Consider the following 20,509-nt stretch of genomic DNA (forward strand, 5'->3'; position numbering starts at 1 on the left):
TATCTTTGCAGGGAAGCGAAATCAGTTGCCGAGGGTGGCGAACAGGCTCTGCTCCAGGGTACCGCGGGAGACACAGACCGGCTTGATGGACGGGGCCGGTACGCGCTCGCCTGAGGATTCAACGAAGAACAGCTCGGTGTTGCCCTTGACGTTGACGGTGGCCACGCTGCTGTTGCCGCTCTGGGTGATGATCAGGTTTATCTGCAGGTTCGGGTTGCCCAGTGCAACTTTGGAACCCATGGTGCCGCAGTCCAGCCACTCCAGCCCGTCGGCTGACTGGTTGACGTTGGCAGTCATCAGGCCGGAGCCACGCTGGCTGTTTTCGATGGTGAGGCCGTGATCGGTGAACCACTTCTCGGCGCGAGCCCACACCAGATCCACCGGGATCGCCATTTCCTGAGTGTTGTTGGTTGCCTTGGCAATTGGCGGGTTGTAGCGATACTCCTCACCGCCGTTATTGTCACCAGCACAACCAACCAGCAGCAGCGCCAATGCGCTCCCCATCATCTTTTTCATCTTGTTTCTCTCGTCCATATCACCAGGCCATTGGCCAACCGGCGCCTATTATCGCCGGAGCGACAATCTCTGTCAGCAACCATCCAGCGTTTGGTGTTATGGGGAGGTGATCGGGATGCTTTACAAAATTGGTTTGCTATCATAGATTTGCTCGAAATTCCTCCATAAGCGCCCCTGTGAACAACATGCTCACCTCGGATCTGCTGCAGCAGATCATCGACCAATTGCCAATGAGTATCTTCTGTCGGGATAGTCATGGGCGTTACCTGTTCGCCAATCGTGAGTTCGCCCGTGAAGCCAAACTGGAGTCGCCTGCCGAGGTTGTCGGCAAGACAGATGCAGAGATGCCCTGGGGCGATCTCTTTCGCAGTGAGGATGAGCAGCTGCTTGCCGGAGGCGTGCCGATGCTGTATCAGCAGCTTCATTGCAACCGGGGCGGGAATACCTGCTGGATGGAGGTGCACAAGGTGCCTCTTTACACCCCGCAGGGGGAAGCTTGCGCAGTGTTTGGCGTGGTTAACGAGATTGCCCAGCGCAAAAGTCTTGAACAGACGGTCAAAAAGCAGCAGTTGTTGCAGCGTTTTCTGCTCGATGCCATTCCTGACCTGATTCGTTTCGATGATCACAACGGGGTGTTGCTGGAGTGCAATCAGGCGTTTCTCGACTTTATCGGCCATGGGGCCGATGAGGTGCTGGGTCAGCAGCTGCCGTTCCGGTTGGCGGCGCCGCAGGGGATGGGTCATGGCGAGTGTTGTCTGCTGGATGCCAGCGGGCAGGGGCGACACATGGAGATTACCCGGGTCGATGTCCCCGATGGTGATGGTCACTCTCTCGGGATCCTGACGCTGGGGCGTGACATCACCGGTCTGCGCACCACTCAGGCGCAGTTGCAGCAGGAGCAGCACTACGACAGTCTGACCGGACTGCTCAAACTCTCCCGGTTCTTGCAGACCAGCCGCCATCTTGGGGGACGCAGTGCCACATTGGTGCTGGTCGATCTGCACCATTTTCGTGAAATCAACGATCGCTTCGGGATCCGGATTGCCGACCGCCTGCTCAGCCAGGTGGCCAAGCGGTTGCAGCAGCTGGTACCGCCGCGTTCCCTGCTCTGTCGGGTCGCTGCCGATGACTTCAGCCTGCTGTTGCCCGACTTCAACGAGCCATTGCAGGGGTGGAGCCAGCATCTGCAGCAGCAGTTGATGGAGCACTATCAGGTGGAAGATCATCGCATCCAGATACCGGTGTTTCTGGGGCTGGCCCAGGGGCGGGCAAGCGATGCCGAGCGGTTGCTCAGCCATGCCGAGGCTGCGCTGGCGCAGGGCAAACGGCAGCAGCAGTACTGCACCCTGTTTGATCCCGAGCTGCATGCCCGGCTCAAGCGGCGTCAGTTGATCGCCGCCCAGTTGCCGCTCGCTATCAAGTCCGCCCAGCTGGTTGCCGTCTATCAGCCCATCATCTGTACCCGCACCCACCGGCTGCATGGCGCTGAGCTGCTCTGTCGCTGGCCCCATCCCGAGCTTGGGATGATCTCCCCCGACGAATTCATTCCGTTGGCGGAAGAGATGGGGATCATCGGTCAGCTTGGCCAGTTGATGCTGGAGCAGGGGTGTGCTCAGCTGGCGCAGTGGCAAACTGCGCAGCCGGATATGGTGCTATCCATTAACCTCTCGCCGCTGCAGTTCCGTGATCCGGCGCTTTGTGAGCGGGTCTCTGCCTGCATCGCTCGCCATGGTCTCAAGGCCAGTCAACTGGAGCTGGAGATCACCGAAGGGGTACTGATGGAGAACGCCGACGAGATTGAGACCAACCTCGACAACCTGATTGCCGCCGGTTTTCAGTTGGCCATCGACGACTTTGGTACCGGTTACTGTTCACTGGCCTATCTGCCGCGTTTGCAGGTGGCGACCCTCAAGCTGGATCGCAGCTTCACTCAGGGGCTGGCCAGCAATAGCGCGACCACCGCTATCGTGCGTTCGGTCATCGGGTTGGGCCATGAGCTGGGGATCCGGATCACGGCCGAAGGGGTAGAGACACCCGAGCAGCAGCTGTGGTTGACCGAGGCGGGGTGTGATCGGCTTCAGGGCTATCTGTTCAGTCGCCCACTGCCGCCGGCGGAGTTTGCTGCCAGCTATCTGGTGTGAGAGATCGTCAGAAACAACAAGGCCACCGCAAGGTGGCCTTGTTGTTTTACGATGGAGGCAGGATCAATCCTGGAAGTAGGTGCCCCAGCCATCGTAATCCACCCCATATTTTTCCAGGATGGGCAGCATCTTGGCGATATCGGTGACGATCGCTTCGACATTCAGCTTGCACTCGATGGTGGCATCGAAGCAGAAGATAGTGGCGCCGTCATCCAGCTCCATCTCTTCGGCATCGGTCACTTCAAAACCGGCCTTGAACAGGTCAACCGCTGCTTTTTCCAGACGGTCGAAATCCTGGCAGGCGAAGTGGTGCTCGATGTCGTAATCCGCATCGGGATTGCTGCCATCGGCCAGCAGTTCGTTGACGATCTCGGTGGTCTCATCACGCCACTCTTGCATATTCAGACTCATGTTGCCTCCAGGCGGTATCATTGCGGCAAAGCATACTCGCAGAGTGGATTCGGCTCAATGCGGCGGACCCACTGAACCTCGAATTTCCATCATATTGGCACAGCCTGCAGGGCGTGCAGAGGCCAGCAAGTATGGCAAACAGGACTGAAATGGATAATAAATGGTCGCTTCGTTCGGTTGTTGAGCGAACGCGCTTTTTATCGTGCCATCATGGTTGACACTCTGCGCTGGAAAGGGTTTAATGCGCGCCGTTGCCCAGATAGCTCAGTCGGTAGAGCAGGGGATTGAAAATCCCCGTGTCGGCGGTTCGATTCCGTCTCTGGGCACCATAATTCCTCCTTAGTTCAGTCGGTAGAACGGCGGACTGTTAATCCGTATGTCACTGGTTCAAGTCCAGTAGGAGGAGCCAAATTCGAAAAGCCCGCTCAATCGAGCGGGCTTTTTCATTTCTAGTTGCTGTTGCATGCTGCCAAAAAGAGCGTCGCGCCACAGGTGGCACTGAACAGCAGCATTCCGGTCTGCAACATGCTGCCAGGGCATGGCTTCTTCTCTCTTTTTCTGGCCCTGATCCACTTCGGTTTCATCACATTCCCTTATCCATTTTGTCGGCCTGAATGGCTGCACTCCTGTGCAGGCGAGCCATCTTTGTTGAATGGCGCCATGGCGTCAATCTCCCCTGCAAAACAATTAATTCAGCACTGTTGAAGAGCGGCTTGTCGGGTGATGTTTCGAGCTTTAAGCTATTGTTAACATTTTGGAAAACCGGAGTGACCCTGTGGCCGGGCGGGGATATGATGGGGTCAATGATGTTCCCATCCTGACGGAGAGATCCCAGATGAACAGCCCCTTGAGCTATGTACTGGACGGTATTCATTGCGAGCCGCACTTTTATACCGTTCCCCTCGATCATGATGAGCCGGATGGCGACAGCATTACTCTGTTTGCCCGTACCCTCTGCCGTAAAGACAAGCTCGATGAGAAGTTGCCCTGGCTGCTTTTTCTGCAAGGGGGGCCGGGATTCGGGGCTCCGCGCCCGACGGCCAACAGTGGTTGGCTCAAACGGGCGTTGCAGGAGTTCAAAGTGCTGCTGCTGGATCAGCGTGGCACCGGGATGTCGAGCCCCATCCATGGGCAGATTCTGGCCAAAATGACACCGACCGAGCAGGCGGAGTATCTCGGCCATTTTCGCGCCGACAGCATAGTGCAAGATGCCGAGTTCATCCGGCAGGAGCTCAGCCCCAAGCATCGCTGGAGCCTGCTGGGTCAGAGCTTTGGCGGCTTTTGCTGCCTGACCTATCTCTCGCTCTTCCCCGATAGCCTGCGGGAGGTCTATATCACCGGCGGCATCGCGCCGATTGGCCGCAGCGCCGAGGAGGTTTACCGCGCCACCTATCAGCGGGTGGCTGACAAGAACCGAGCCTTCTTCGCCCGCTTCCCCCACGCTCAGGGGATTGCCAACCGGTTGGCCAACCATCTGCACCAGCACGATGTGCGGCTGCCCAACGGTCAGCGCCTGACGGTGGAGCAGTTCCAGCAGCAGGGGCTGGATCTCGGTGCTACGGGTGCTTTCGAGGAGCTTTATTACCTGCTGGAAGAGGCCTTTATCGGTGACAAGCTGAGCCCGGCCTTTCTCTATCAGGTGCAGAGCATGCAGCCATTCAATACCAACCCGCTGTTTGCCATTCTGCACGAGGCTATCTACGCCGAAGGGGAGGCGACTCGCTGGGCGGCAGATCGGGTCAGAGGGGAGTTTCCTGCGGTGAACTGGGCGCCAGGCAAGGATTTCGCCTTCACCGGCGAGATGGTTTACCCCTGGATGTTCGAGCAGTTCCGCGAGTTGCTGTCCCTGAAAGAGGCGGCTCATCTGCTGGCCAACAAGGCGGACTGGGGGGCGCTCTATGACCCGGCACAACTGGCCCGCAACCAGGTGCCGGTAGCATGCGCCGTCTATGCCGAGGATATGTATGTGGAGTTTGACTACAGTCGTGAAACCCTGCGTGGCCTTGGCAACAGTCGCGCCTGGATCACCAATGAGTATGAGCACAACGGTTTGCGTGCCGATGGTGAAGCGATTCTTGATCGTCTGATCGCGTTGAATCGCGACCGTTAATTGCCATTATCGGCAACCATCGCGGGAGCTCGGATTCCCGCGATGGTTGTGATGGATGGTTGTTATGAAAGCGTGACACCCTGAACCTTGACCCGTATCCGCCAGACGATGAGTGGATAGCCGGCTGATTAATTTCCCCCTCTTTCACTGTCTCTGTCGATCCCTCACCATATACTTGCCAAACGACTCTGTATTGAGCCGCTGTCAAACCGATTGACCAACCCGTGCTCGTTACCATTAGAAAGTCGCTCCGATGCTCTGTATTCCGCGTATCAGATATGCCATCTCTGCATGCCCCGCTATCCGGGGGAGGGGATGGTCGTGCTTTTCAATCAAGATAAGGATGTATGATGAGAAAGTCTCTGTTGGTCTGCTCCCTGTTGCTGTGCCCTGTCGTGTTTGCTGCCACCCCCCATTGGGAATATAGCGGTGAGGCGGGGCCTGCCCACTGGGCCAAGCTGACCCCGGAGTTTGGCCAGTGTGCGGGCAGCAATCAGTCGCCGGTTGACCTGAGCGGATTGGTCGAGGCCAAACTGGCCCCGCTGGTACTCCACTATCAGGCGGGTGGCAACACAGTGGTCAACAACGGTCATACCGTGCAGGTCGGTTATGCCCCGGGCAGCACCTTGCAACTCGATGGCACCACCTTTGAGCTCAAGCAGTTCCACTTCCACGCCCCGAGTGAAAACCTCATCGAGGGCAAATCCTATCCGCTGGAAGGGCATCTGGTGCACGTCAGTGACAAGGGAGAGATCGCCGTGGTGGCGGTGATGTTCGAGGCTGGCAAGGCCAATCCGGTGCTGGCGGCTGCCTGGGGTGAACTACCTGCCAAGGTGGGGGAGACCCAGGCCCTCAAGGCGCCGCTCTCTGCTGAGCAACTGCTGCCGGAAAGCCGTGACTACTATCGCTTCAGCGGTTCCCTTACAACGCCACCCTGCTCGGAAGGAGTGCGCTGGCTGGTAATGAAGCAGCCGGTTGAGGTCAGTCAGGCCCAGATCGACGCCTTCAAGGCGGTGATGCACCACCCTAACAACCGGCCGGTGCAGCCCCTCAATGGGCGCGTGGTACTGCAATAACACAGCGTTGCAATAGCGCTGCAGATAGCAAAAACAACAAGAGGGCCGCGAGGCCCTCTTTTACATGGTGAGGTATCGGTGTGCAATTAAAGCGCGGCAGCGATCCGGGCGCCAAGTGCCGCGTTGTTCAGTACCAGCTGGATGTTGGCGGCGAGTGAGTTGCCGCCGGTCAGCTCGCAGACGCGGGCCAGCAGGAAGGGGGTAGACGCCTTGCCCTTGATCCCCTGCTCATCGGCTTCACGCAGCGCTTGGGCAATGGCTGCGTCGATATCGGCTTTTGGCATGGCGTGTGCGGTCGGGATGGGGTTGGCCACCACGGCGCCGCCCGCCAGTCCCAGCTCCCACTTGAGGCGCAGCGCCTCGGCGATGGCTGCCGGGGTATCGAGGCGATAATCGACCTTGAAGCCGCTCTCGCGGGTGTAGAAGGCGGGCAGCTCCTCGGTTTGATAGCCGATCACCGGTACGCCCTGGGTCTCCAGATACTCCAGCGTCAGGCCGATATCGAGGATCGACTTGGCACCGGCACAGACTACGGCTACCGGCGTTTGTGCCAGCTCCTGCAGATCGGCCGAGATATCGAAGGTCTCTTGCGCACCGCGATGTACCCCGCCGATACCGCCGGTGGCAAAGACCCGGATCCCCGCCATGGCGGCGATGATCATGGTGGAGGCGACCGTGGTGGCCCCCATCCCCTTGCGCGCCAGTACGAACGGAATGTCGCGGCGGCTGCACTTGGTCACGCTGTGGCCTGCCCGGCCGAGCGCTTCCAGTGCACCCGCATCGAGACCCACCTTGAGGCGGCCGTCGAGGATGGCGATGGTGGCCGGAATGGCGCCGTTATCGCGCACCACCTGCTCCACCTGACGGGCCGTCTCCACGTTCTGCGGATAGGGCATGCCGTGGGAGATGATGGTGGATTCGAGGGCGACCACCGGTTTGCCAGCGGCCAGTGCGGCAGCCACTTCCGGTTGGATATCGAGGTAAGCGTTCAGCATGAGTACTCCTCCAGTATGCGGTCAACGGCGGTCTTGCTCAGACCGGAAAAAACGGTATCGGAACAATTGACGGTGAGGGCGGCGCAGCCCAGGGCAAAGCGGGTGGTTTGGGCAATGTCGAGCTCTTGCAGCCAGGCGTGGGCGAGGCCAGCCATAAAGGCATCCCCGCCGCCGGTGACGTTGAGCACCGGACTGCCCAGCACCGGCAGGTGGCCCTGCTGCTCGCCATCGCTGTAGAAGATCCCCTGTTCACCCAGACTGAGGAACAGTCGCTTGACCCCGGCGCGGTGGAACCAGGCGGCCACCATGGGCCAGGTTTCGGGCCCGGCGATGGTCATGCCGCACAGCTGTTCGGCCTCGCTGCGATTGGGTTTGAGGGTGTGGATCTTGCCGAGCCAGGGGCGGATCTTCTCCACCTTGGCCACCGAAACGGTATCGACAAAGATGGCGTGCTCCCCCTGTCGCTCGAACAGCCAGTCGAGGGTGTGGATGGCCAGATTGGTGTCGAGTACCCAGAGCCGGGCACCGCCGAGAAAGCCTGCGAGGGGGGTCAGGCGGGCAGGGGTGAGCTGCTCTATGATGGCCATGTCGTTGATGGCGCAGCTCATTTCGCCGCTACCATCATGCAGGCTGAGATAACAGGAGGTGGCGTGACCATCGAGCACCAGAGTCTGGCGCACATCGACGCCAGCACGCTGGCTCACTTCCAATAGATGGTGGCCATACTGGTCGTTGCCGACCGCTGTCAGCAGCCGGGTGTCGCTGCCGAGCCGCGCCAGATTCTCGGCGATATTGCGGCCAACGCCGCCCGCCGAGGTGCGTACCTTGCCCGGGTTGGAGTCGCCAAGCAGCAGGTTGTCATGGCTGGTGCCGCAAATATCCATATTAGCACCGCCGATCACCACTACGTAGGGGCCCTCTCGCAGTACATAACCTCTGCCTTGCACATATCCCTGCCGGATCAGGCTGGAGATGTGGCTGGCCAGCGCGGAGCGGCTGATGCCGAGGCGATCGGCCAGCTCCTGCTGGGCAATCATGGGATCCTGACGCAGCAGGGCGAGGATCTCTTGTTCACGCTCAGTCATAGACAAACATCCATTTTCAAACGTTTGTCCATTATTGCTGGGAAACGTTTGCTGGCTATCGGCTTGTACAAAATTTGTCGGCTTGCGCACAAAAAATCGACATTCAAAGCTGGGTTGGCAAGCGGTTTAGCCGGGGAGGGGACTTTTAACGGGTCGGTGGCCCTGCAACGGCTTATAATGGCCGCCGCAAGATGAGGAGAGATGATGGAAAAGAGTGCATTCTGCTGCGTGGGGCTGGTCAATCCCAAGTCTCCGGAAAATGTCGGCTCCGTGATGCGGGCTGCGGGTTGTTACGGGGTGGACGAGGTCTACTACACTGGCAACCGCTTCGAGTTGGCGCGCCGCTTTGCCACCGATACCAAACAGATGGTGGAGAAGATCCCGCTGCTCGGGGTGGATGACCTGATGGCGTTTATCCCGCAGGGATGCGTGCCCGTGGTGGTCGATCTGATCGATGGCGCCACGCCGCTCCCCGACTATGTCCATCCGGAACGCGCTTTTTATATCTTCGGGCCGGAGGATGGTACGCTCGATCCCGCCCTCTATGGCGCGGTGAAAGATGTGGTCTATGTGCCGACTAAGGGCTGCATGAATCTGGCTGCCTCGGTCAATGTGATCCTCTATGACCGCTTGGCGAAGGGGTTCCGGCAACCCTGAGTTGTGGCGTGGCTACGGTGACTCAAACCACAATGGAAAGGTGTTGCTCATGGACAGGTTGCTGGCGGTGGCCGCGGTTGACGGGGCAGCGGTATCCTTCTCTTTCCCCTATGGTGGGATCAGTTTTCGCTGGCCTTGACCGCCTGCTCCTCGAGAAAGTCGCGATAGTAGTCATAGAGGTGATAACGGCGATATATCTCGGCCAGCGTGCCGCGACGGATCAGATTCACCATCTCCTGATCCCACAGCTGCAATAAGCGCTCGCCCTGCTCGGTATCGGTAAAAATGGGGTAAGTCGGGATCCAGCGCAAAATGGTGCGGTACATATTGGCCGGGGTCTCATCGGCTGCATGGAGCACGCCAGCGGTCAGGTAATAGCGATAGCGCCCCTTGCCAATCAGCTGCAGTGCCATCTCATGGTTGTCGATTTCGTGCCACCGCATGGTGACCGGAAGATATTTATCCAGCACCCATCCTCGTCGCCAGAGCACGGTCTCTCCCTCCAGACTGCGTTCTCCCCGCCATTGTGGCTGCCACTGCTTGAGCATGAAGACGGTCACATCATCGGCGGAGGCTGGCTGGTGGGGCTGTTTGACTCCCTTGAGCTCGTCCCGATAGACACTCATCGCCATATCCCCCTCTTGCCTGGCTACCATGGCGACGGCGCGTTTGTAGGGCACGATATGGGGCACGATCTGATAGCCGTGGGGTTGGTAGATGGTTCGCACCAGATCGAGATAGATACCGCGGCCATCCGGTTGGCAGAAACCGGGCCAGCCATCGCAATAGACGTGAATATCGGCTGTGCGAGCGTGGGTGATCGCACACAGAGAGCAAAGCAGCAAACAACCGATGCGCAGCATGGTCAGCATTATCCTCGCAGGGGTGAGGAGAGCATTTATCACCTGATTTATACCATGCCATTGATCGCGGCGGGCGGAGAAAACATCTCGCATCTCCATTTTGCGACAGGGTCGAGGGTTATTTGCGGTCGGATCGTTATGATCGAGTAAAGATTCAATAGCACCCCAATCAGTAGAGGAGACTGCATTATGCCATCGATCAAGACTCTGCTCTGTCCAGTCGATTTTTCCCAAATGTCTCGCGCGGTACTCGACTATGCCGTTTTCATGGCACAGAGCCATCAGGCCCAGCTCAAGCTGATCCACGTGGTTGATCAACTGCACGGTTTTGATAGTTACAAGATCCTTCATATGACGGCCATCGAGATCACTCACGAGATGGAGCGTCAGGCCAGAACCCAGCTCAAAGAGCTGGTTGCCACCCTGCCGATCCCGGCCACCTTTGATATTCGCTTTGGCCGCGCCGCCGATGAAATTGTCATTCAGGCCAAGGAGGATGAGGTTGAGCTGATCGTGATGGGTAGCCACGGCCGCTCCGGTATCAGCCATCTGCTGGTAGGCAGTGTCGCCGAGTCTGTGGTGCGTCATGCACCCTGTCCGGTACTGGTGGTGCGCCAATAACGCGCCACGTTTAGTGTGAAAAGCGTAACAAACAAGGCCAGCGATTGCTGGCCTTGCGTTTTCTGGTGTTGTGCCCGCTAGCCGTGGGCGTAGATGACACTCCCCCCCTTGATGGTATCTATGATGGCTCTGGCCTGCTCTTTGGGCAGGGCGGGGCAACCCCAGCTGCGGCCCAGCTTGTCATATTTGCGCAGATGGGTCGGGCTGGCATAGGCGGCGCCATGTACCACAATGGCGCGCTTGCGGGCATTGCTGTTCTTGCCGGGGCTGAGCCCGTCCAGCCGCAGGGAGTAGCCATGTTTGCCCAGATAGGTTTCTGCAGTGCGATAGACACCGAGGGAACTTTGGCGGGAGTTGAGCTGGTTGGAAAAGCGCTCTGCAGCCAGTTCACCTGAGTTGCGGCCATGACTGACCCAGGTGTGATAAAGCAGCTTGTGGCGCTTCATATCGATGACAAACAGTCTGCGCTGGGTAGATGGCTTGCTGTAATCGATGATGGTGAGAATGGGTTTGCGTTTGTGGCGCACAGTTTGATAACTGTTGAGGGCCTGACGAAAGGTCTGTTTATCCAGCTTGCCGGCCAGACCCAGTTGACGATAGAGGCTCTGATCCCAGCTGGCATCTGCCGTGCTGCTCCAGATAAGCGATATCAACAGCAGTGGCAACAACAGCCATCCGCGTTGCCAGTCTATGTTTCCGCGCGCTTGTCTCATCCGTGAATATCTCCTTGTCACTCCCTGTCAACGGCGCGGATATTGCCATCAATCCGCTCGATAGTTATATGCAAGGTGCTGAAAAGGCGCAATAAAAAAACCGGCCGCAGAGCGGCCGGAAGTAATTCAAACAGTAGACATTGGTATCACAGGGTATAACTGACTTCCAATTACTTAGAAGTTGTACTGCAGGGCAACCGCGACTACGTCGTCGGTGTTCTTGCCCAGAGAGTTGGTGGACTTGCCATCTACGGAGTCCAGCAGGTTCAGCTTGTAATCAACGTAGGCGTTGAAGTTGTCGGTGAAGTTGTACCAGGCACCGATAGATACGTACTCGGTGTAGGTATCATCGATACCGCGAGCGGAGTCTTTCACGTCAGTGCGCAGGTAGGCCAGAGAAGGCTTGAACTTGCCGATGGTGTACTGGGCAACGGCTTCGTAGCCATCCATCTTCTCGGCGTAGCCGTTGTTGACGAACAGGTGGTCTTCACCGTGGGAGTAGGTTGCAGCCAGGTAGAGGTCGCCAGTTGCATATTTGGCGCCGAAGCCCATCAGCTTGGCATCCTTGTCGCCACCGAAGGCGGCGTAGCGAGCTTGCTCGTCAGTCTTGCCAGCCTGGTTATAGGCAGCACCCAGGCTCAGGCCCATATCGAAATCGTAGTTGGCAGATACTGCGAAGCCTTCAGCAGAACCTTTGCTATTCCAGCTTTCGCCGTTGTAGGTGTTGCCGTTGAAAGATTCAGTGATTGCACTGCGACCGGCGTTTTGCGGATCGTTGTTACCGGTGAACTGGGCACCCAGAGTCAGACCCTGGTAGTTATAGATGTACTGGGCCAGACCGTTGGTACGGCCGGTACCGAATACTTCAGTATCTTTGCCCAAGCCGTCACCGCCCCACTCAGGCAGGACGTCGGTATAGTTGTTGACGGCCTTGGTGAACAGGCCATCCTGACGACCATAGCTGAATGCGCCGAAACGGTCGTGCTTGATGCCGGCATAGGCATAACGCAGCTCGTCGTTGTCAGAACCGGAAGTCGGCAGGTTGTACTCGGCAAAGCCGAACGCCTTCATTTCGGGGGCGATCTTGGTTTCACCGCGCATGTTTACACGGAAATAGCTCTGGTCGCCTTCGGAACCGTTGTCGTCAGTACCGTAGTAAGCACCTTGTGCACGGCCGCCGATTTCCAGCTTGGTATCGTTCTGGTTGTAAACGGTAGCAGCATGGGCGCCGCTCGCCAGCAGCAGGCTGGAGATGGCAATAGTCAGTGCAGACTTCTTCATATGCGTTATTCCTCTGATGTAAACACTTCCGAACTTGTTGTCGGTTCTGTGAAATCGGAAATAGTCCGATAGCCACACGGTAGGCGTCCCAACCTTGACTGGGCCTGAATCCATCGTTGTTTAATTGAGGTGGCGAGGTCGTTATCAAGACTGGATGTGACGGTTTTTGACAAGATAAAAAGAGATTAAATTCAATGAATTATTTTCTAGTGACTTTTTTGACATCAAGACTGTTCTAAGCAACAAGGTCGATGGCTCAAGTTGTGAGCTATATCACACAGGGGAGAATGGGGCGGGGCGGGAAAAACGGGGGGGGGGGAGCCTTGCAAGGCTCCCCCCAGTGATCAGATGGGCTTTTGCCACAGGGTCAGCAGCAGATCCTGTTCCAGTTCATTCGGGCCTTGTTGAGCGAAAGCGTGACGCTGCTCACCGGTTGCCCGCCAGCCAAGACGGCTGGTCTCCAGAATAAAGCTGCGCATGGCCTGATCCATGGTGAGGCTGAACTGGCAGCGCTGTTGAGCCACCGAATTGAGGCCGCCGAGGGTTGGCCAGCTGAGGGGGTGTTCCATGCTCACCGGATTGAGGCTGACCCGCAGTTGCCACTGATGGCGCGGGCCTGGCTGCAGATAGAGCAGATAGCCACCGGGGGCCAGCCAGCTGACTAGCTGTTCGGTCTTGACCTTGAGATCGTTGACCAACAGCACCTGAGCAGAACCCGTTTGCAACGGCGCGCGAGCGGGATCGGCAATGACAAACTGGCCGTCCGGCTGCGCTTTTTTGGCGGCAAAGATGGTGTTCTTGGCGATATCAACCCCAGCAAACTGCCAGCCGGGCAGGCGCTCTGCCAGCGCGCGGCAGTAGTAGCCTTCACCACATCCCAGATGAACCAGCTCTTGCGGGGCCAGCGGAGCGAGTAGGGCGGCCATGGCCTCAACCAGCGGCAGTTGGTGGCCGGCTTCCAGGAAATGGTGTTTGGCGCGCATCAGGGCCCGGCTGTCGCTGTCTTTGGGGTTTTTCTTGCCGGGGATGAGATCCAGATAACCTTCCGGTGCCGGATCGAAGTGATGCTTGTTGTCGCAATAGCGCCCCTGGGAGGCTTCATGAAGATGGAGCGGACTGCGGCAGCGGGGACATTGAAGGTGCATAGTAACTCTCTGGGCGAATGCCGGAACAGTGAAGGGCGTTCGGGATTATAGGGGAGAGGATCAAAAAAGGCTGCCGTAGCAGCCTTTTTTATCCCAAGGCCTCAGTCAGGCCTGCGGACGGGTCATCAGCGAGTGCCAAATACCACAATGGTCTTGCCGTGAGCAGAGATGAGCTCCTGCTCTTCCAGCATCTTCAGGATGCGGCCCACGGTTTCACGAGAGCAGCCGACGATCTGGCCGATCTCCTGACGGGTGATCTTGATCTGCATGCCATCTGGGTGGGTCATGGCATCCGGCTGTTTGGCCAGGTTGAGCAGGGTCTGGGCGATCCGGCCGGTCACATCCAGGAATGCGAGGTTACCCACTTTCTGGCTGGTGTGTTGCAGGCGCTTGGCCATCTGGCCAGAGAGACGCATCAGAATGTCCGGGTTGACCTGGATCAGCTGGCGGAACTTCTTGTAGGAGATCTCTGCCACTTCGCAAGAGCCTTTCGCGCGAACCCAGGCGGAGCGCTCGGGGTTCTCGTTCTCCTCGAACATCCCCATCTCGCCCAGGAAATCGCCCTGGTTCAGATAGGAGAGGATCATCTCTTTGCCCTCATCGTCCTTGATCAAGACGGCCACAGTGCCCTTGACGATGTAGTAGAGGGTCTCCGCTTTTTCACCCGCATGGATCAGGGTGCTCTTGGCGGGATACTTATGAATGTGGCAGTGCGACAAGAACCATTCCAGGGTGGGATCGCTTTGCGGTTTGCCAATGACCATGAGAATTCCTCTGTAGTGTCTTTTTATGGACTTGTGCGTCCGGGCAAGCTGCCAATCTTGCCATTCCTTGTATTGGTCGCAGTAGGATAAGAGCCTTTGCCTGTGCTGACAAGGCTTTGCGGGCTTTTGACAGAGCCCTTTGAGTAATGCCTGCTGCGCCGCTTCGGCCATTCTAGGGAAGATAGAGGTCGGAGATGTTGATTTTGATCTATTTCCATCCCAACTCCCCCTGTTCGGCAGAGATAAGCGACTGGGTTATGCTAGGGATCCATCATCATGATTAACAGGAGAGAGTGCGAGATGAAAGCCAAGGTCAGCTGGGTGGAAGGGATGAAGTTTGTGGGTGAGAGTGAATCCGGTCACAAGGTGATCCTGGATGGTGCCAACCCCGGTGAGGGGGCCAGCCCGATGGAGATGATCCTGCTGGCGGTCGGTGGCTGCAGCTCCATTGATGTGGTCTCCATCCTCGAAAAAGCGCGCCAGTCGGTGACCGCATGCCATGTTGATGTCAGTGGCGAACGGGTCGATAGCGTGCCCCGGGTTTTCGAGAAGATTAATCTGCACTTCGTGGTGACGGGCAAGGGATTGGCAGAGAAACAGGTGGCCAGAGCGGTCGAGCTGTCGATGGAAAAATACTGTTCTGTTTCCCTGATGTTGGAAAAAGCGGTACAAATTACCCATAGTTATCAAATTGTTGAAGCTTGATAACGATTGTTTCGTTGGTACCCTGGCATAAGGCCGTTACGTAAGGCCACTGCACAAGGCCATGACATAAAGCCATTACATAAGGAAAGTGCAATGAAAAAATTGATCGCTCTGCTTCCCCTTTTGGGTTTGGCGGCGTGCAGCAGCCCGCAACCTACCCAGTATCAATACAGCCAATACCAGTGTGGCGAAGAGATGCTGGCCGTTACCTATGATGCTCAGGCCGACATGGTGCAGTTCCCCTATGCCGGGGTTTATCACAAGCTGGCGCGCATTGAGTCAGAGTCTGGCGCCAAATATTCTGACGGCCTGACCACCTTCTGGAATCAGGAGAAACAAGCCCTCCTCACCCAGAAAGGGGTCACACTGCTGACCTGTACGCTTAAATAAGTGACCACAGATAGCTGAAGGTGTGCAGCTTTGTGCCCGGGTCTGGCCTAGGCTGGATTGGGTCAAGAGGTTGAGACCACAAAAAACGGCTTGCCGGGAGGCAAGCCGTTTTTCTATCCATCCGTTATCACTAAACAAGCGCTAGTTGGTGGGGACGCGATTGAGCAGCTCGGCCGCGAGCTGCTGGCTGAGTGCCTGGCGCTGGCTGTCTGCAATGCTCACATCGCTGGTCAGCTGGATGATGCTGCTCCAGACCGCTTTCTGGGTTTTGCGATCGAGCAGCACGATGGCCAGCGACCCTTTGCGCTGGTTGGCCGAGGCATATACCCCGGGTGTCATGCCAAGACGTGCGAAAATCTCGCCATCACTCATATCCTTGCCGCCCGCGACGCCGATGGCGACCCACAGATCCGCCTCGTCGAGCGGTGCACTCTGCCATCCCTTGCCATTGAGCTCCCGGCTTACCGCCTGCTGCATCGGCTCCAGCCACCCTTCCGCCAACTCACCGGCAAATTGATACTGTTCGGCCAGGGCGTAGCGCGGGGTTGCACCATAGGTCCAGTTGCCCATCGGGCGAACCAGCATGGTGCCGGACTCCAGCGTGGGGGCCGCCGGCCCGCTGCTGCAACCGCCAAGCAGGGCGAGCAGTGCCACAGAGAGATAAGCAAGCCGCATCGTGAACTCCTTTGAATCAGGTTATTTTGCCGGTTTCGATCAATTGCTGGATGAGCGGGCGCAGGATCAGCTCCATCGCAAAGCCCATCTTGCCACCCGGCACCACTATGGTGTTCATCCGCGACATGAATGAGCCATCGATCATCGACAGCAGGTAGGGGAAATCCACCTGCTTGATGCCGCGAAACCGGATCACCAGCATACTCTCGTCCAGACTCGGGATCACCTTGGCACTGAAGGGGTTGGAGGTGTCCACCGTCGGTACTCGCTGGAAGTTGATATGAGTGCGCGAGAACTGCGGGGTGATGAAGTTGATGTAGTCATCCATGGAGCGAACGATGGAGTCGGTCACCGCCTCGCGGGAATGCCCTCGCTCCGAGGTATCGCGAATGAGCTTCTGGATCCACTCCAGATTGACGATGGGCACTACGCCTATCAGAAAATCCACGTGGCGGGCTACGTTGTGATCCTCGGTTACCACTCCGCCGTGCAGCCCTTCATAAAACAGCAGATCGGTATTGCTGGGCAGATGCTGCCAAGGGGTAAAGGTGCCGGGCATCTGGTTGAAGGGAACCGCCTCGTCAAAGCTGTGCAGGTAGCGGCGATACTGGCCATTGCCATCCTGTCCATAGCCCTGAAAAAAGCTCTCCAGCAGCCCGAAGTCATTGGCCTCAGGGCCAAAATAGCTGATATGACGCCCCTGTTCGCGCGCCTTGCGGATCGCTACATCCATTTCCGGTCGGGTGTAGCGGTGAAAACTGTCACCTTCCACCACCGCCGCGGTATATCCCAGTTGATGGAACATGGAGCGAAAGGCGTTGGTGGAGGTGGAGGTGCCGGCACCGGACGAACCGGTAACGGCAATAATGGGGTGCTTGGCCGACATGGGATTCTCTCTTCCTTGGGAATTCCGTTATAAGGTCCGGATTGCGGTTGGGTCAAGACTGCTCGATGAAGCGGTCTTTCATCACGATATTCACCGATTCGTGCAGCTCGCTATAGACGATGACAGCTTTGCCTTGCTGTAATTGTTCTCTCACTGCATCGACTTTGACGCCAAGCGGTACATCCTGCTCTCCATATTCGGTTCCTTCCTGCAACACAAAGTGTTCGATCAGGTTGGTCAGGGTGTCGCCGTCCAGTTCTTGCCAGGGAATGATCATTTAAAGGTCTCACAGCAAAAGAGGTGATCGTCAGGCTATTGTTGTGTTGAATCCTGCGAATGCAATCACTTTTTACCTTTTCACCGGAGTCTGAGAGATGTTGTCTGAAGCGCAGCGCAGCGCGCCGTTAACCCTGACTGAGCATCTGGACAGCGCACGTCGAGAGGCGATTGCCCGAGGCATGGTGTGGTTCTGGTTGTTGAACTGGCTGGTGGTGTTGTTTCTTTCGATACGCTACGAGGTTTACAGCCAGGTCGGGCTTGCCAGTGATGACAGCTTGCCCTGGCGCTTTCAGAGTGAGCTGGCCCTGGTCATGGTGGTGCTATTGCTGCTACCTGTTGTCAGCCTGTTTTGTGACCATATGCAGGACCGCCTCTGGTTACGGATGGCTGCGCTGATGATGGTGCTATGGGGCGGACTCTGGACGCTGCACATCTACACGATTGGTCAGGTGGAGCTGCGGGGAGGGGTCAGCTATGCCAACGGGATCATGCGGCTCAACCTGCTGGCTGCGCTCATTGCGTTTTATCCCGATCGCAAGGTGTTCTATGGCTATCTCTTGGGCCCGATGACGGTGGGTGTGGGGTTGGAACTCTTTTTACGCGTCGATTTTCTCCAGATTTACCTGCTTGGCGTGTTGTTTGGCGTGATTGCGCTGGAGGTCGGCCGCCGCATGCTGCACCGCTGGTTTGAGCTGGCGATCATGCGGGAGCATGAAAATCTGATGCTGCTGCGCCAACTTGATCAGCTCGCCAAGCAAGATCCTCTGACCGGTGTCGCCAACCGGCGGCATTTCAATATCGAGCTGGATCGCGCGTTAGCCCATAGCCAGGAGAGCGGCGCTCCGCTATCGCTCATCCTGATCGATGTGGACTATTTCAAGCGCTTCAACGACCACTATGGCCATCAGGTGGGGGATATGTGTCTCAAGGAGGTGGCACAAGCGCTCAACCATGCGGTACGCACGCCATCTGATCTGGTTGCCCGCTATGGCGGGGAAGAGTTTGTGCTGCTGCTGCCCAATACCGACCGTCAGGCGGCGGCCAGCGTGGCGCAGCGGCTGCAAGATGGCTTGGCCAGCCTGCGGCTGGAGCATCTGGCGTCCGAGGTTGCCCCCTGGGTGACGGTGAGTCAGGGGATTGCCAGCAATGTGTCCGGCGAAGGGGCTAGCCAGTTGCTGGAGCGGGCCGATCAGGCGCTCTATCGGGCCAAGGAGTCGGGACGCAATCAATTCTGTGTTGCGGAGTGACTCTGTTCGGCAATCCAGCTGCTGATCCGCTCATCCAGCCAAAACCGTGGCCGCCAGGGCGTGCCGTGCAGAAAGCCGACATGGCCGCCACGCTGGCTCAGCTCATAGCGCACCGTGGGCGAGAGTTGCTCCGGCCGGGGAATGACCGCGTGTGACATAAAGGGATCGTCGGCGGCGTGCAGGATCAGGGTAGGGATGGGGATTTGAGCCAGCAGCGGTAGCCCCGAGCAGCTCTGGTAGTAGTGGCTGGCGCTGTGAAAGCCGTGCAGTGGCGCGGTGACCAGCTCGTCAAAATCGCGCAGGGTGGCAATCTGCTCCACTTGTCGAGGTTGCCAGCATTCACTCGCTTTCTGCTGCTGGCTGATCTTGTTGAGCAGGTTGCGGCGCATGGTGCGCAGCAGATAGTTCTGATAGACCTTCGAGAAGCCCTGATTGACCCGCTCGGCGCAGCTCGCCAGTTGCAGAGGGGCCGAGACCACCACCGCTGCTTTCAATGCCGCAGGACAGCCCCGCGCCAGCAGATTGACCAGCATATTGCCACCCAGTGAAAAGCCGATGGCGATCAGCGGCTTGCCCGGGAAGCGCTGGCTCAGCTCGGCAATCAGCTCCTGCGCATCACCGATGGCGCCGGAGTGATAGGCCTGCAGGTGGCGATTGGGCTCGCCGCTGCAACCGCGAAAGTGCATCAGCACAGCCTCTCTGCCCTCTTGCTGCAGATGGGCGAATAATCCCTTGGCATAGTGGGAGTGAATGCTCCCCTCCAGCCCGTGAAACACCACTATCAGCGGCCGTTCATCAAGGCTGACTTTCCCGCTCCAGGCGAGGTCGACAAAGTCCCCATCCTGCAGTTCAAACCGCTCCGCCACAAAACGGGCTGGGGGGCGGCGCAGCCATTTGGGCAATATGGTCTGCAGATGAGGATTGCGTGCCCACCAGGGGGCGTGGAAGTGGCTCTCGGTCAGCATGGGGTCAGTCGGTCTGGGTCGAAGATAAGGAGGACGGGAGGCGTGTTCCTCCCGCCAGTCATTGGCTTATTTCAGCAGGCGATCGTGATGTTCGGCACCGCGCAGCATGGCCTGGATCAGCTCATTGGCTTCGAACTTGGTCAGCGCCTCATGAGCACCCACCTGATGGGCTCGCTCCACACTGATCTCGCTGGAGAGTGAGGTGTGCAGGATGATGTAGGCCCCCGCCAGTTTGCTGTCGCTCTGTACCTCGAAGGCCAGCTCGTAGCCATCAAGCCCCGGCATCTCGATATCGCTAACCAGAATGTCGATCGGGGTCTTCTGGCTTGCCCGCGTCTGCATCAGGGTCAGTGCATCCTTGCCATTGGTGCAGACCTCATAGGGGATATTGATGTAGTCGAGGGCAGCCATCAGCTGACGGCGGGCGACCGAAGAGTCATCGACCAGCAGGATCCGCATCGGCTTGATCCGCTCCCGCTGCACATCGGTCAGCACCGGATAGAGGTGGCTCGGATCGTCCGGATAGACCCGGGAGAGGATCAGCTCCACATCCAGCAGCTGGATCAGCTGGTCATTGACCCGGGTCACGCCGGTTACGAACACATTGTGGCCGAGGGAGGCGGGGGGCGATTCGATATCGCGCCAGTTGCACTCGGTGATCTTGTCGATGCCCCGTACCAGAAAACCCACCAGAGTGCGGCGGCAATCGGTAATGATGATGAAGCAGTGGGGCATCTCCTCCTTGCTGATGGGGCGATAGCCCACCGCCATCGCCATGTCGATTACCGGAATGGTGGAGCCGCGCATATTGGCAGCCCCCAACACGGTCGGGTGCGAGTGCGGCATTGCCGTCAGCTGGGTGTAGGGCACTATCTCCTTCACCTTGAGGGTACCGATGGCAAAGGATTGTTTGGCTGAAAGGTGAAACAGCAACATGCCCTGGGATTGATTGGCTTTGCTCGTCATGGCAGATGTCCTGTTGGT

22 protein-coding genes and 2 tRNA genes are annotated in these 20,509 nt (G+C 57.9%); 10 read left to right on the top strand and 14 right to left on the bottom strand.

The genetic code is table 11. The features are described from left to right. Window positions 1-21 precede the first annotated feature (21 nt). On the bottom strand, window positions 22-516 hold the full coding sequence (locus tag ACTG2O_RS08340) for a hypothetical protein (RefSeq protein WP_019445036.1): 495 nt from the start codon (window positions 514-516) through the stop codon (window positions 22-24). 176 nt (window positions 517-692) lie between these two features. Between ACTG2O_RS08340 and ACTG2O_RS08345 the strand changes: the two genes are divergently transcribed. Then, on the top strand, window positions 693-2,657 hold the full coding sequence (locus tag ACTG2O_RS08345; RefSeq protein WP_019445035.1) for an EAL domain-containing protein: 1,965 nt from the start codon (window positions 693-695) through the stop codon (window positions 2,655-2,657). A 63-nt stretch (window positions 2,658-2,720) separates the two neighbouring features. Here the strand turns inward: ACTG2O_RS08345 and rraB are convergent, their stop codons facing one another. Beyond that, window positions 2,721-3,056, bottom strand: coding sequence for a ribonuclease E inhibitor RraB (rraB, locus tag ACTG2O_RS08350; protein WP_439976652.1), 336 nt, complete (start codon window positions 3,054-3,056; stop codon window positions 2,721-2,723). A 265-nt stretch (window positions 3,057-3,321) separates the two neighbouring features. Between rraB and ACTG2O_RS08355 the strand changes: the two genes are divergently transcribed. The 4 genes from ACTG2O_RS08355 (at window position 3,322) to ACTG2O_RS08370 (ending at window position 6,254) form a co-directional block, all read left to right on the top strand. Further along, window positions 3,322-3,397, top strand: a tRNA-Phe gene (locus ACTG2O_RS08355). 4 nt (window positions 3,398-3,401) lie between these two features. Then, a tRNA-Asn gene (locus tag ACTG2O_RS08360) sits at window positions 3,402-3,477 on the top strand. A 426-nt stretch (window positions 3,478-3,903) separates the two neighbouring features. Then, window positions 3,904-5,178 (top strand): alpha/beta fold hydrolase, encoded by a 1,275-nt coding sequence (locus ACTG2O_RS08365; protein ID WP_439975601.1) that lies wholly within the window; start codon window positions 3,904-3,906, stop codon window positions 5,176-5,178. A gap of 350 nt (window positions 5,179-5,528) precedes the next feature. Further along, window positions 5,529-6,254 carry a carbonic anhydrase gene (locus tag ACTG2O_RS08370; protein ID WP_439975602.1) on the top strand — a complete coding sequence of 242 codons (726 nt, stop codon included), beginning with the start codon at window positions 5,529-5,531 and terminating at the stop codon, window positions 6,252-6,254. Between the two features lie 86 nt (window positions 6,255-6,340). On the opposite strand, the gene ACTG2O_RS08375 is transcribed toward ACTG2O_RS08370, so the two are convergent. Further along, window positions 6,341-7,249: a pseudouridine-5'-phosphate glycosidase gene (locus ACTG2O_RS08375; protein ID WP_279499429.1), complete on the bottom strand. Its 909-nt coding sequence runs from the start codon at window positions 7,247-7,249 to the stop codon at window positions 6,341-6,343. Further along, a complete protein-coding gene (locus ACTG2O_RS08380) occupies window positions 7,243-8,334 on the bottom strand; it encodes a PfkB family carbohydrate kinase (RefSeq protein ID WP_064340751.1) in 1,092 nt (363 codons plus the stop codon). The genes ACTG2O_RS08375 and ACTG2O_RS08380 overlap by 7 nt, the downstream gene beginning before the upstream one ends. A 204-nt stretch (window positions 8,335-8,538) precedes the next feature. Here ACTG2O_RS08380 and ACTG2O_RS08385 point away from each other — a divergent pair, with 204 nt between their 5' ends. Continuing rightward, window positions 8,539-8,991, top strand: a complete 453-nt coding sequence (locus ACTG2O_RS08385; RefSeq protein ID WP_431362495.1) for an RNA methyltransferase — start codon at window positions 8,539-8,541, stop codon at window positions 8,989-8,991. Window positions 8,992-9,110: 119 nt separating this feature from the next. Here the strand turns inward: ACTG2O_RS08385 and ACTG2O_RS08390 are convergent, their stop codons facing one another. Then, a complete protein-coding gene (locus ACTG2O_RS08390) occupies window positions 9,111-9,854 on the bottom strand; it encodes a substrate-binding periplasmic protein (RefSeq protein ID WP_439975603.1) in 744 nt (247 codons plus the stop codon). Between the two features lie 189 nt (window positions 9,855-10,043). On the opposite strand from ACTG2O_RS08390, the gene ACTG2O_RS08395 reads away from it, so the two are divergent. Beyond that, window positions 10,044-10,475, top strand: coding sequence for a universal stress protein (locus tag ACTG2O_RS08395; RefSeq protein ID WP_005335309.1), 432 nt, complete (start codon window positions 10,044-10,046; stop codon window positions 10,473-10,475). A 77-nt stretch (window positions 10,476-10,552) separates the two neighbouring features. Here ACTG2O_RS08395 and ACTG2O_RS08400 read toward each other — a convergent pair whose 3' ends face one another. The 4 genes from ACTG2O_RS08400 to crp all read right to left on the bottom strand — a co-directional run bounded on the left by ACTG2O_RS08400 (window position 10,553) and on the right by crp (window position 14,378). Then, entirely contained in the window at window positions 10,553-11,188 is a 636-nt protein-coding gene (locus ACTG2O_RS08400) for a murein L,D-transpeptidase catalytic domain family protein (protein WP_108613185.1), read from the bottom strand. Window positions 11,189-11,362: 174 nt separating this feature from the next. Further along, on the bottom strand, window positions 11,363-12,469 hold the full coding sequence (locus ACTG2O_RS08405; protein ID WP_019445029.1) for a porin: 1,107 nt from the start codon (window positions 12,467-12,469) through the stop codon (window positions 11,363-11,365). 344 nt (window positions 12,470-12,813) lie between these two features. Further along, complete coding sequence (locus ACTG2O_RS08410; RefSeq protein WP_019446907.1) at window positions 12,814-13,614, bottom strand: putative RNA methyltransferase; 801 nt, start codon at window positions 13,612-13,614, stop codon at window positions 12,814-12,816. A gap of 125 nt (window positions 13,615-13,739) precedes the next feature. Further along, window positions 13,740-14,378: a cAMP-activated global transcriptional regulator CRP gene (crp, locus tag ACTG2O_RS08415; protein ID WP_005335304.1), complete on the bottom strand. Its 639-nt coding sequence runs from the start codon at window positions 14,376-14,378 to the stop codon at window positions 13,740-13,742. Window positions 14,379-14,678: 300 nt separating this feature from the next. On the opposite strand from crp, the gene ACTG2O_RS08420 reads away from it, so the two are divergent. Next, the gene (locus ACTG2O_RS08420) at window positions 14,679-15,083 is read left to right on the top strand and encodes an OsmC family protein (protein ID WP_019446908.1); all 405 of its coding nucleotides are present in this window, start codon (window positions 14,679-14,681) and stop codon (window positions 15,081-15,083) included. Between the two features lie 93 nt (window positions 15,084-15,176). Beyond that, on the top strand, window positions 15,177-15,473 hold the full coding sequence (locus tag ACTG2O_RS08425) for an MliC family protein (RefSeq protein ID WP_019446909.1): 297 nt from the start codon (window positions 15,177-15,179) through the stop codon (window positions 15,471-15,473). 141 nt (window positions 15,474-15,614) lie between these two features. Here ACTG2O_RS08425 and ACTG2O_RS08430 read toward each other — a convergent pair whose 3' ends face one another. The 3 genes from ACTG2O_RS08430 to ACTG2O_RS08440 are packed head-to-tail and all read right to left on the bottom strand — an operon-like array spanning window position 15,615 to window position 17,311. Beyond that, the gene (locus ACTG2O_RS08430; protein WP_005335300.1) at window positions 15,615-16,148 is read right to left on the bottom strand and encodes a DUF4136 domain-containing protein; all 534 of its coding nucleotides are present in this window, start codon (window positions 16,146-16,148) and stop codon (window positions 15,615-15,617) included. 16 nt (window positions 16,149-16,164) lie between these two features. Next, a complete protein-coding gene (locus tag ACTG2O_RS08435; RefSeq protein ID WP_005335299.1) occupies window positions 16,165-17,034 on the bottom strand; it encodes a phosphoribulokinase in 870 nt (289 codons plus the stop codon). A gap of 52 nt (window positions 17,035-17,086) precedes the next feature. Further along, on the bottom strand, window positions 17,087-17,311 hold the full coding sequence (locus ACTG2O_RS08440) for a YheU family protein (protein WP_005335298.1): 225 nt from the start codon (window positions 17,309-17,311) through the stop codon (window positions 17,087-17,089). A gap of 97 nt (window positions 17,312-17,408) precedes the next feature. Here ACTG2O_RS08440 and ACTG2O_RS08445 point away from each other — a divergent pair, with 97 nt between their 5' ends. Then, the gene (locus ACTG2O_RS08445; RefSeq protein WP_439975604.1) at window positions 17,409-18,560 is read left to right on the top strand and encodes a GGDEF domain-containing protein; all 1,152 of its coding nucleotides are present in this window, start codon (window positions 17,409-17,411) and stop codon (window positions 18,558-18,560) included. Here ACTG2O_RS08445 and ACTG2O_RS08450 read toward each other — a convergent pair. Continuing rightward, a complete protein-coding gene (locus tag ACTG2O_RS08450) occupies window positions 18,539-19,525 on the bottom strand; it encodes a hydrolase (protein WP_439975605.1) in 987 nt (328 codons plus the stop codon). The genes ACTG2O_RS08445 and ACTG2O_RS08450 overlap by 22 nt on opposite strands. A gap of 66 nt (window positions 19,526-19,591) precedes the next feature. After that, window positions 19,592-20,491: a chemotaxis protein gene (locus ACTG2O_RS08455; protein WP_005335289.1), complete on the bottom strand. Its 900-nt coding sequence runs from the start codon at window positions 20,489-20,491 to the stop codon at window positions 19,592-19,594. Between the last annotated feature and the right edge of the window lie 18 nt (window positions 20,492-20,509).

Origin of the sequence: Aeromonas sp. 61P, from assembly GCF_051919545.1 — a bacterium.
Lineage (GTDB): Bacteria > Pseudomonadota > Gammaproteobacteria > Enterobacterales > Aeromonadaceae > Aeromonas > Aeromonas veronii.

What these genes read in the sequence shown, in the direction of transcription:
- ACTG2O_RS08430 (WP_005335300.1), bottom strand. Translation starts at nt 16,148, where the DNA reads ATGCGGCTTGCTTATCTCTCTGTGGCACTGCTCGCCCTGCTTGGCGGT.
- ACTG2O_RS08425 (WP_019446909.1), top strand. Translation starts at nt 15,177, where the DNA reads ATGAAAAAATTGATCGCTCTGCTTCCCCTTTTGGGTTTGGCGGCGTGC.
- ACTG2O_RS08390 (WP_439975603.1), bottom strand. Translation starts at nt 9,854, where the DNA reads ATGCTGCGCATCGGTTGTTTGCTGCTTTGCTCTCTGTGTGCGATCACC.
- crp (WP_005335304.1), bottom strand. Translation starts at nt 14,378, where the DNA reads ATGGTCATTGGCAAACCGCAAAGCGATCCCACCCTGGAATGGTTCTTG.
- ACTG2O_RS08365 (WP_439975601.1), top strand. Translation starts at nt 3,904, where the DNA reads ATGAACAGCCCCTTGAGCTATGTACTGGACGGTATTCATTGCGAGCCG.
- ACTG2O_RS08400 (WP_108613185.1), bottom strand. Translation starts at nt 11,188, where the DNA reads ATGAGACAAGCGCGCGGAAACATAGACTGGCAACGCGGATGGCTGTTG.
- ACTG2O_RS08395 (WP_005335309.1), top strand. Translation starts at nt 10,044, where the DNA reads ATGCCATCGATCAAGACTCTGCTCTGTCCAGTCGATTTTTCCCAAATG.
- ACTG2O_RS08370 (WP_439975602.1), top strand. Translation starts at nt 5,529, where the DNA reads ATGAGAAAGTCTCTGTTGGTCTGCTCCCTGTTGCTGTGCCCTGTCGTG.
- ACTG2O_RS08445 (WP_439975604.1), top strand. Translation starts at nt 17,409, where the DNA reads ATGTTGTCTGAAGCGCAGCGCAGCGCGCCGTTAACCCTGACTGAGCAT.
- ACTG2O_RS08435 (WP_005335299.1), bottom strand. Translation starts at nt 17,034, where the DNA reads ATGTCGGCCAAGCACCCCATTATTGCCGTTACCGGTTCGTCCGGTGCC.
- ACTG2O_RS08420 (WP_019446908.1), top strand. Translation starts at nt 14,679, where the DNA reads ATGAAAGCCAAGGTCAGCTGGGTGGAAGGGATGAAGTTTGTGGGTGAG.
- ACTG2O_RS08410 (WP_019446907.1), bottom strand. Translation starts at nt 13,614, where the DNA reads ATGCACCTTCAATGTCCCCGCTGCCGCAGTCCGCTCCATCTTCATGAA.
- ACTG2O_RS08440 (WP_005335298.1), bottom strand. Translation starts at nt 17,311, where the DNA reads ATGATCATTCCCTGGCAAGAACTGGACGGCGACACCCTGACCAACCTG.
- ACTG2O_RS08375 (WP_279499429.1), bottom strand. Translation starts at nt 7,249, where the DNA reads ATGCTGAACGCTTACCTCGATATCCAACCGGAAGTGGCTGCCGCACTG.
- ACTG2O_RS08380 (WP_064340751.1), bottom strand. Translation starts at nt 8,334, where the DNA reads ATGACTGAGCGTGAACAAGAGATCCTCGCCCTGCTGCGTCAGGATCCC.
- rraB (WP_439976652.1), bottom strand. Translation starts at nt 3,056, where the DNA reads ATGCAAGAGTGGCGTGATGAGACCACCGAGATCGTCAACGAACTGCTG.
- ACTG2O_RS08455 (WP_005335289.1), bottom strand. Translation starts at nt 20,491, where the DNA reads ATGACGAGCAAAGCCAATCAATCCCAGGGCATGTTGCTGTTTCACCTT.
- ACTG2O_RS08385 (WP_431362495.1), top strand. Translation starts at nt 8,539, where the DNA reads ATGGAAAAGAGTGCATTCTGCTGCGTGGGGCTGGTCAATCCCAAGTCT.
- ACTG2O_RS08450 (WP_439975605.1), bottom strand. Translation starts at nt 19,525, where the DNA reads ATGCTGACCGAGAGCCACTTCCACGCCCCCTGGTGGGCACGCAATCCT.
- ACTG2O_RS08405 (WP_019445029.1), bottom strand. Translation starts at nt 12,469, where the DNA reads ATGAAGAAGTCTGCACTGACTATTGCCATCTCCAGCCTGCTGCTGGCG.
- ACTG2O_RS08340 (WP_019445036.1), bottom strand. Translation starts at nt 516, where the DNA reads ATGAAAAAGATGATGGGGAGCGCATTGGCGCTGCTGCTGGTTGGTTGT.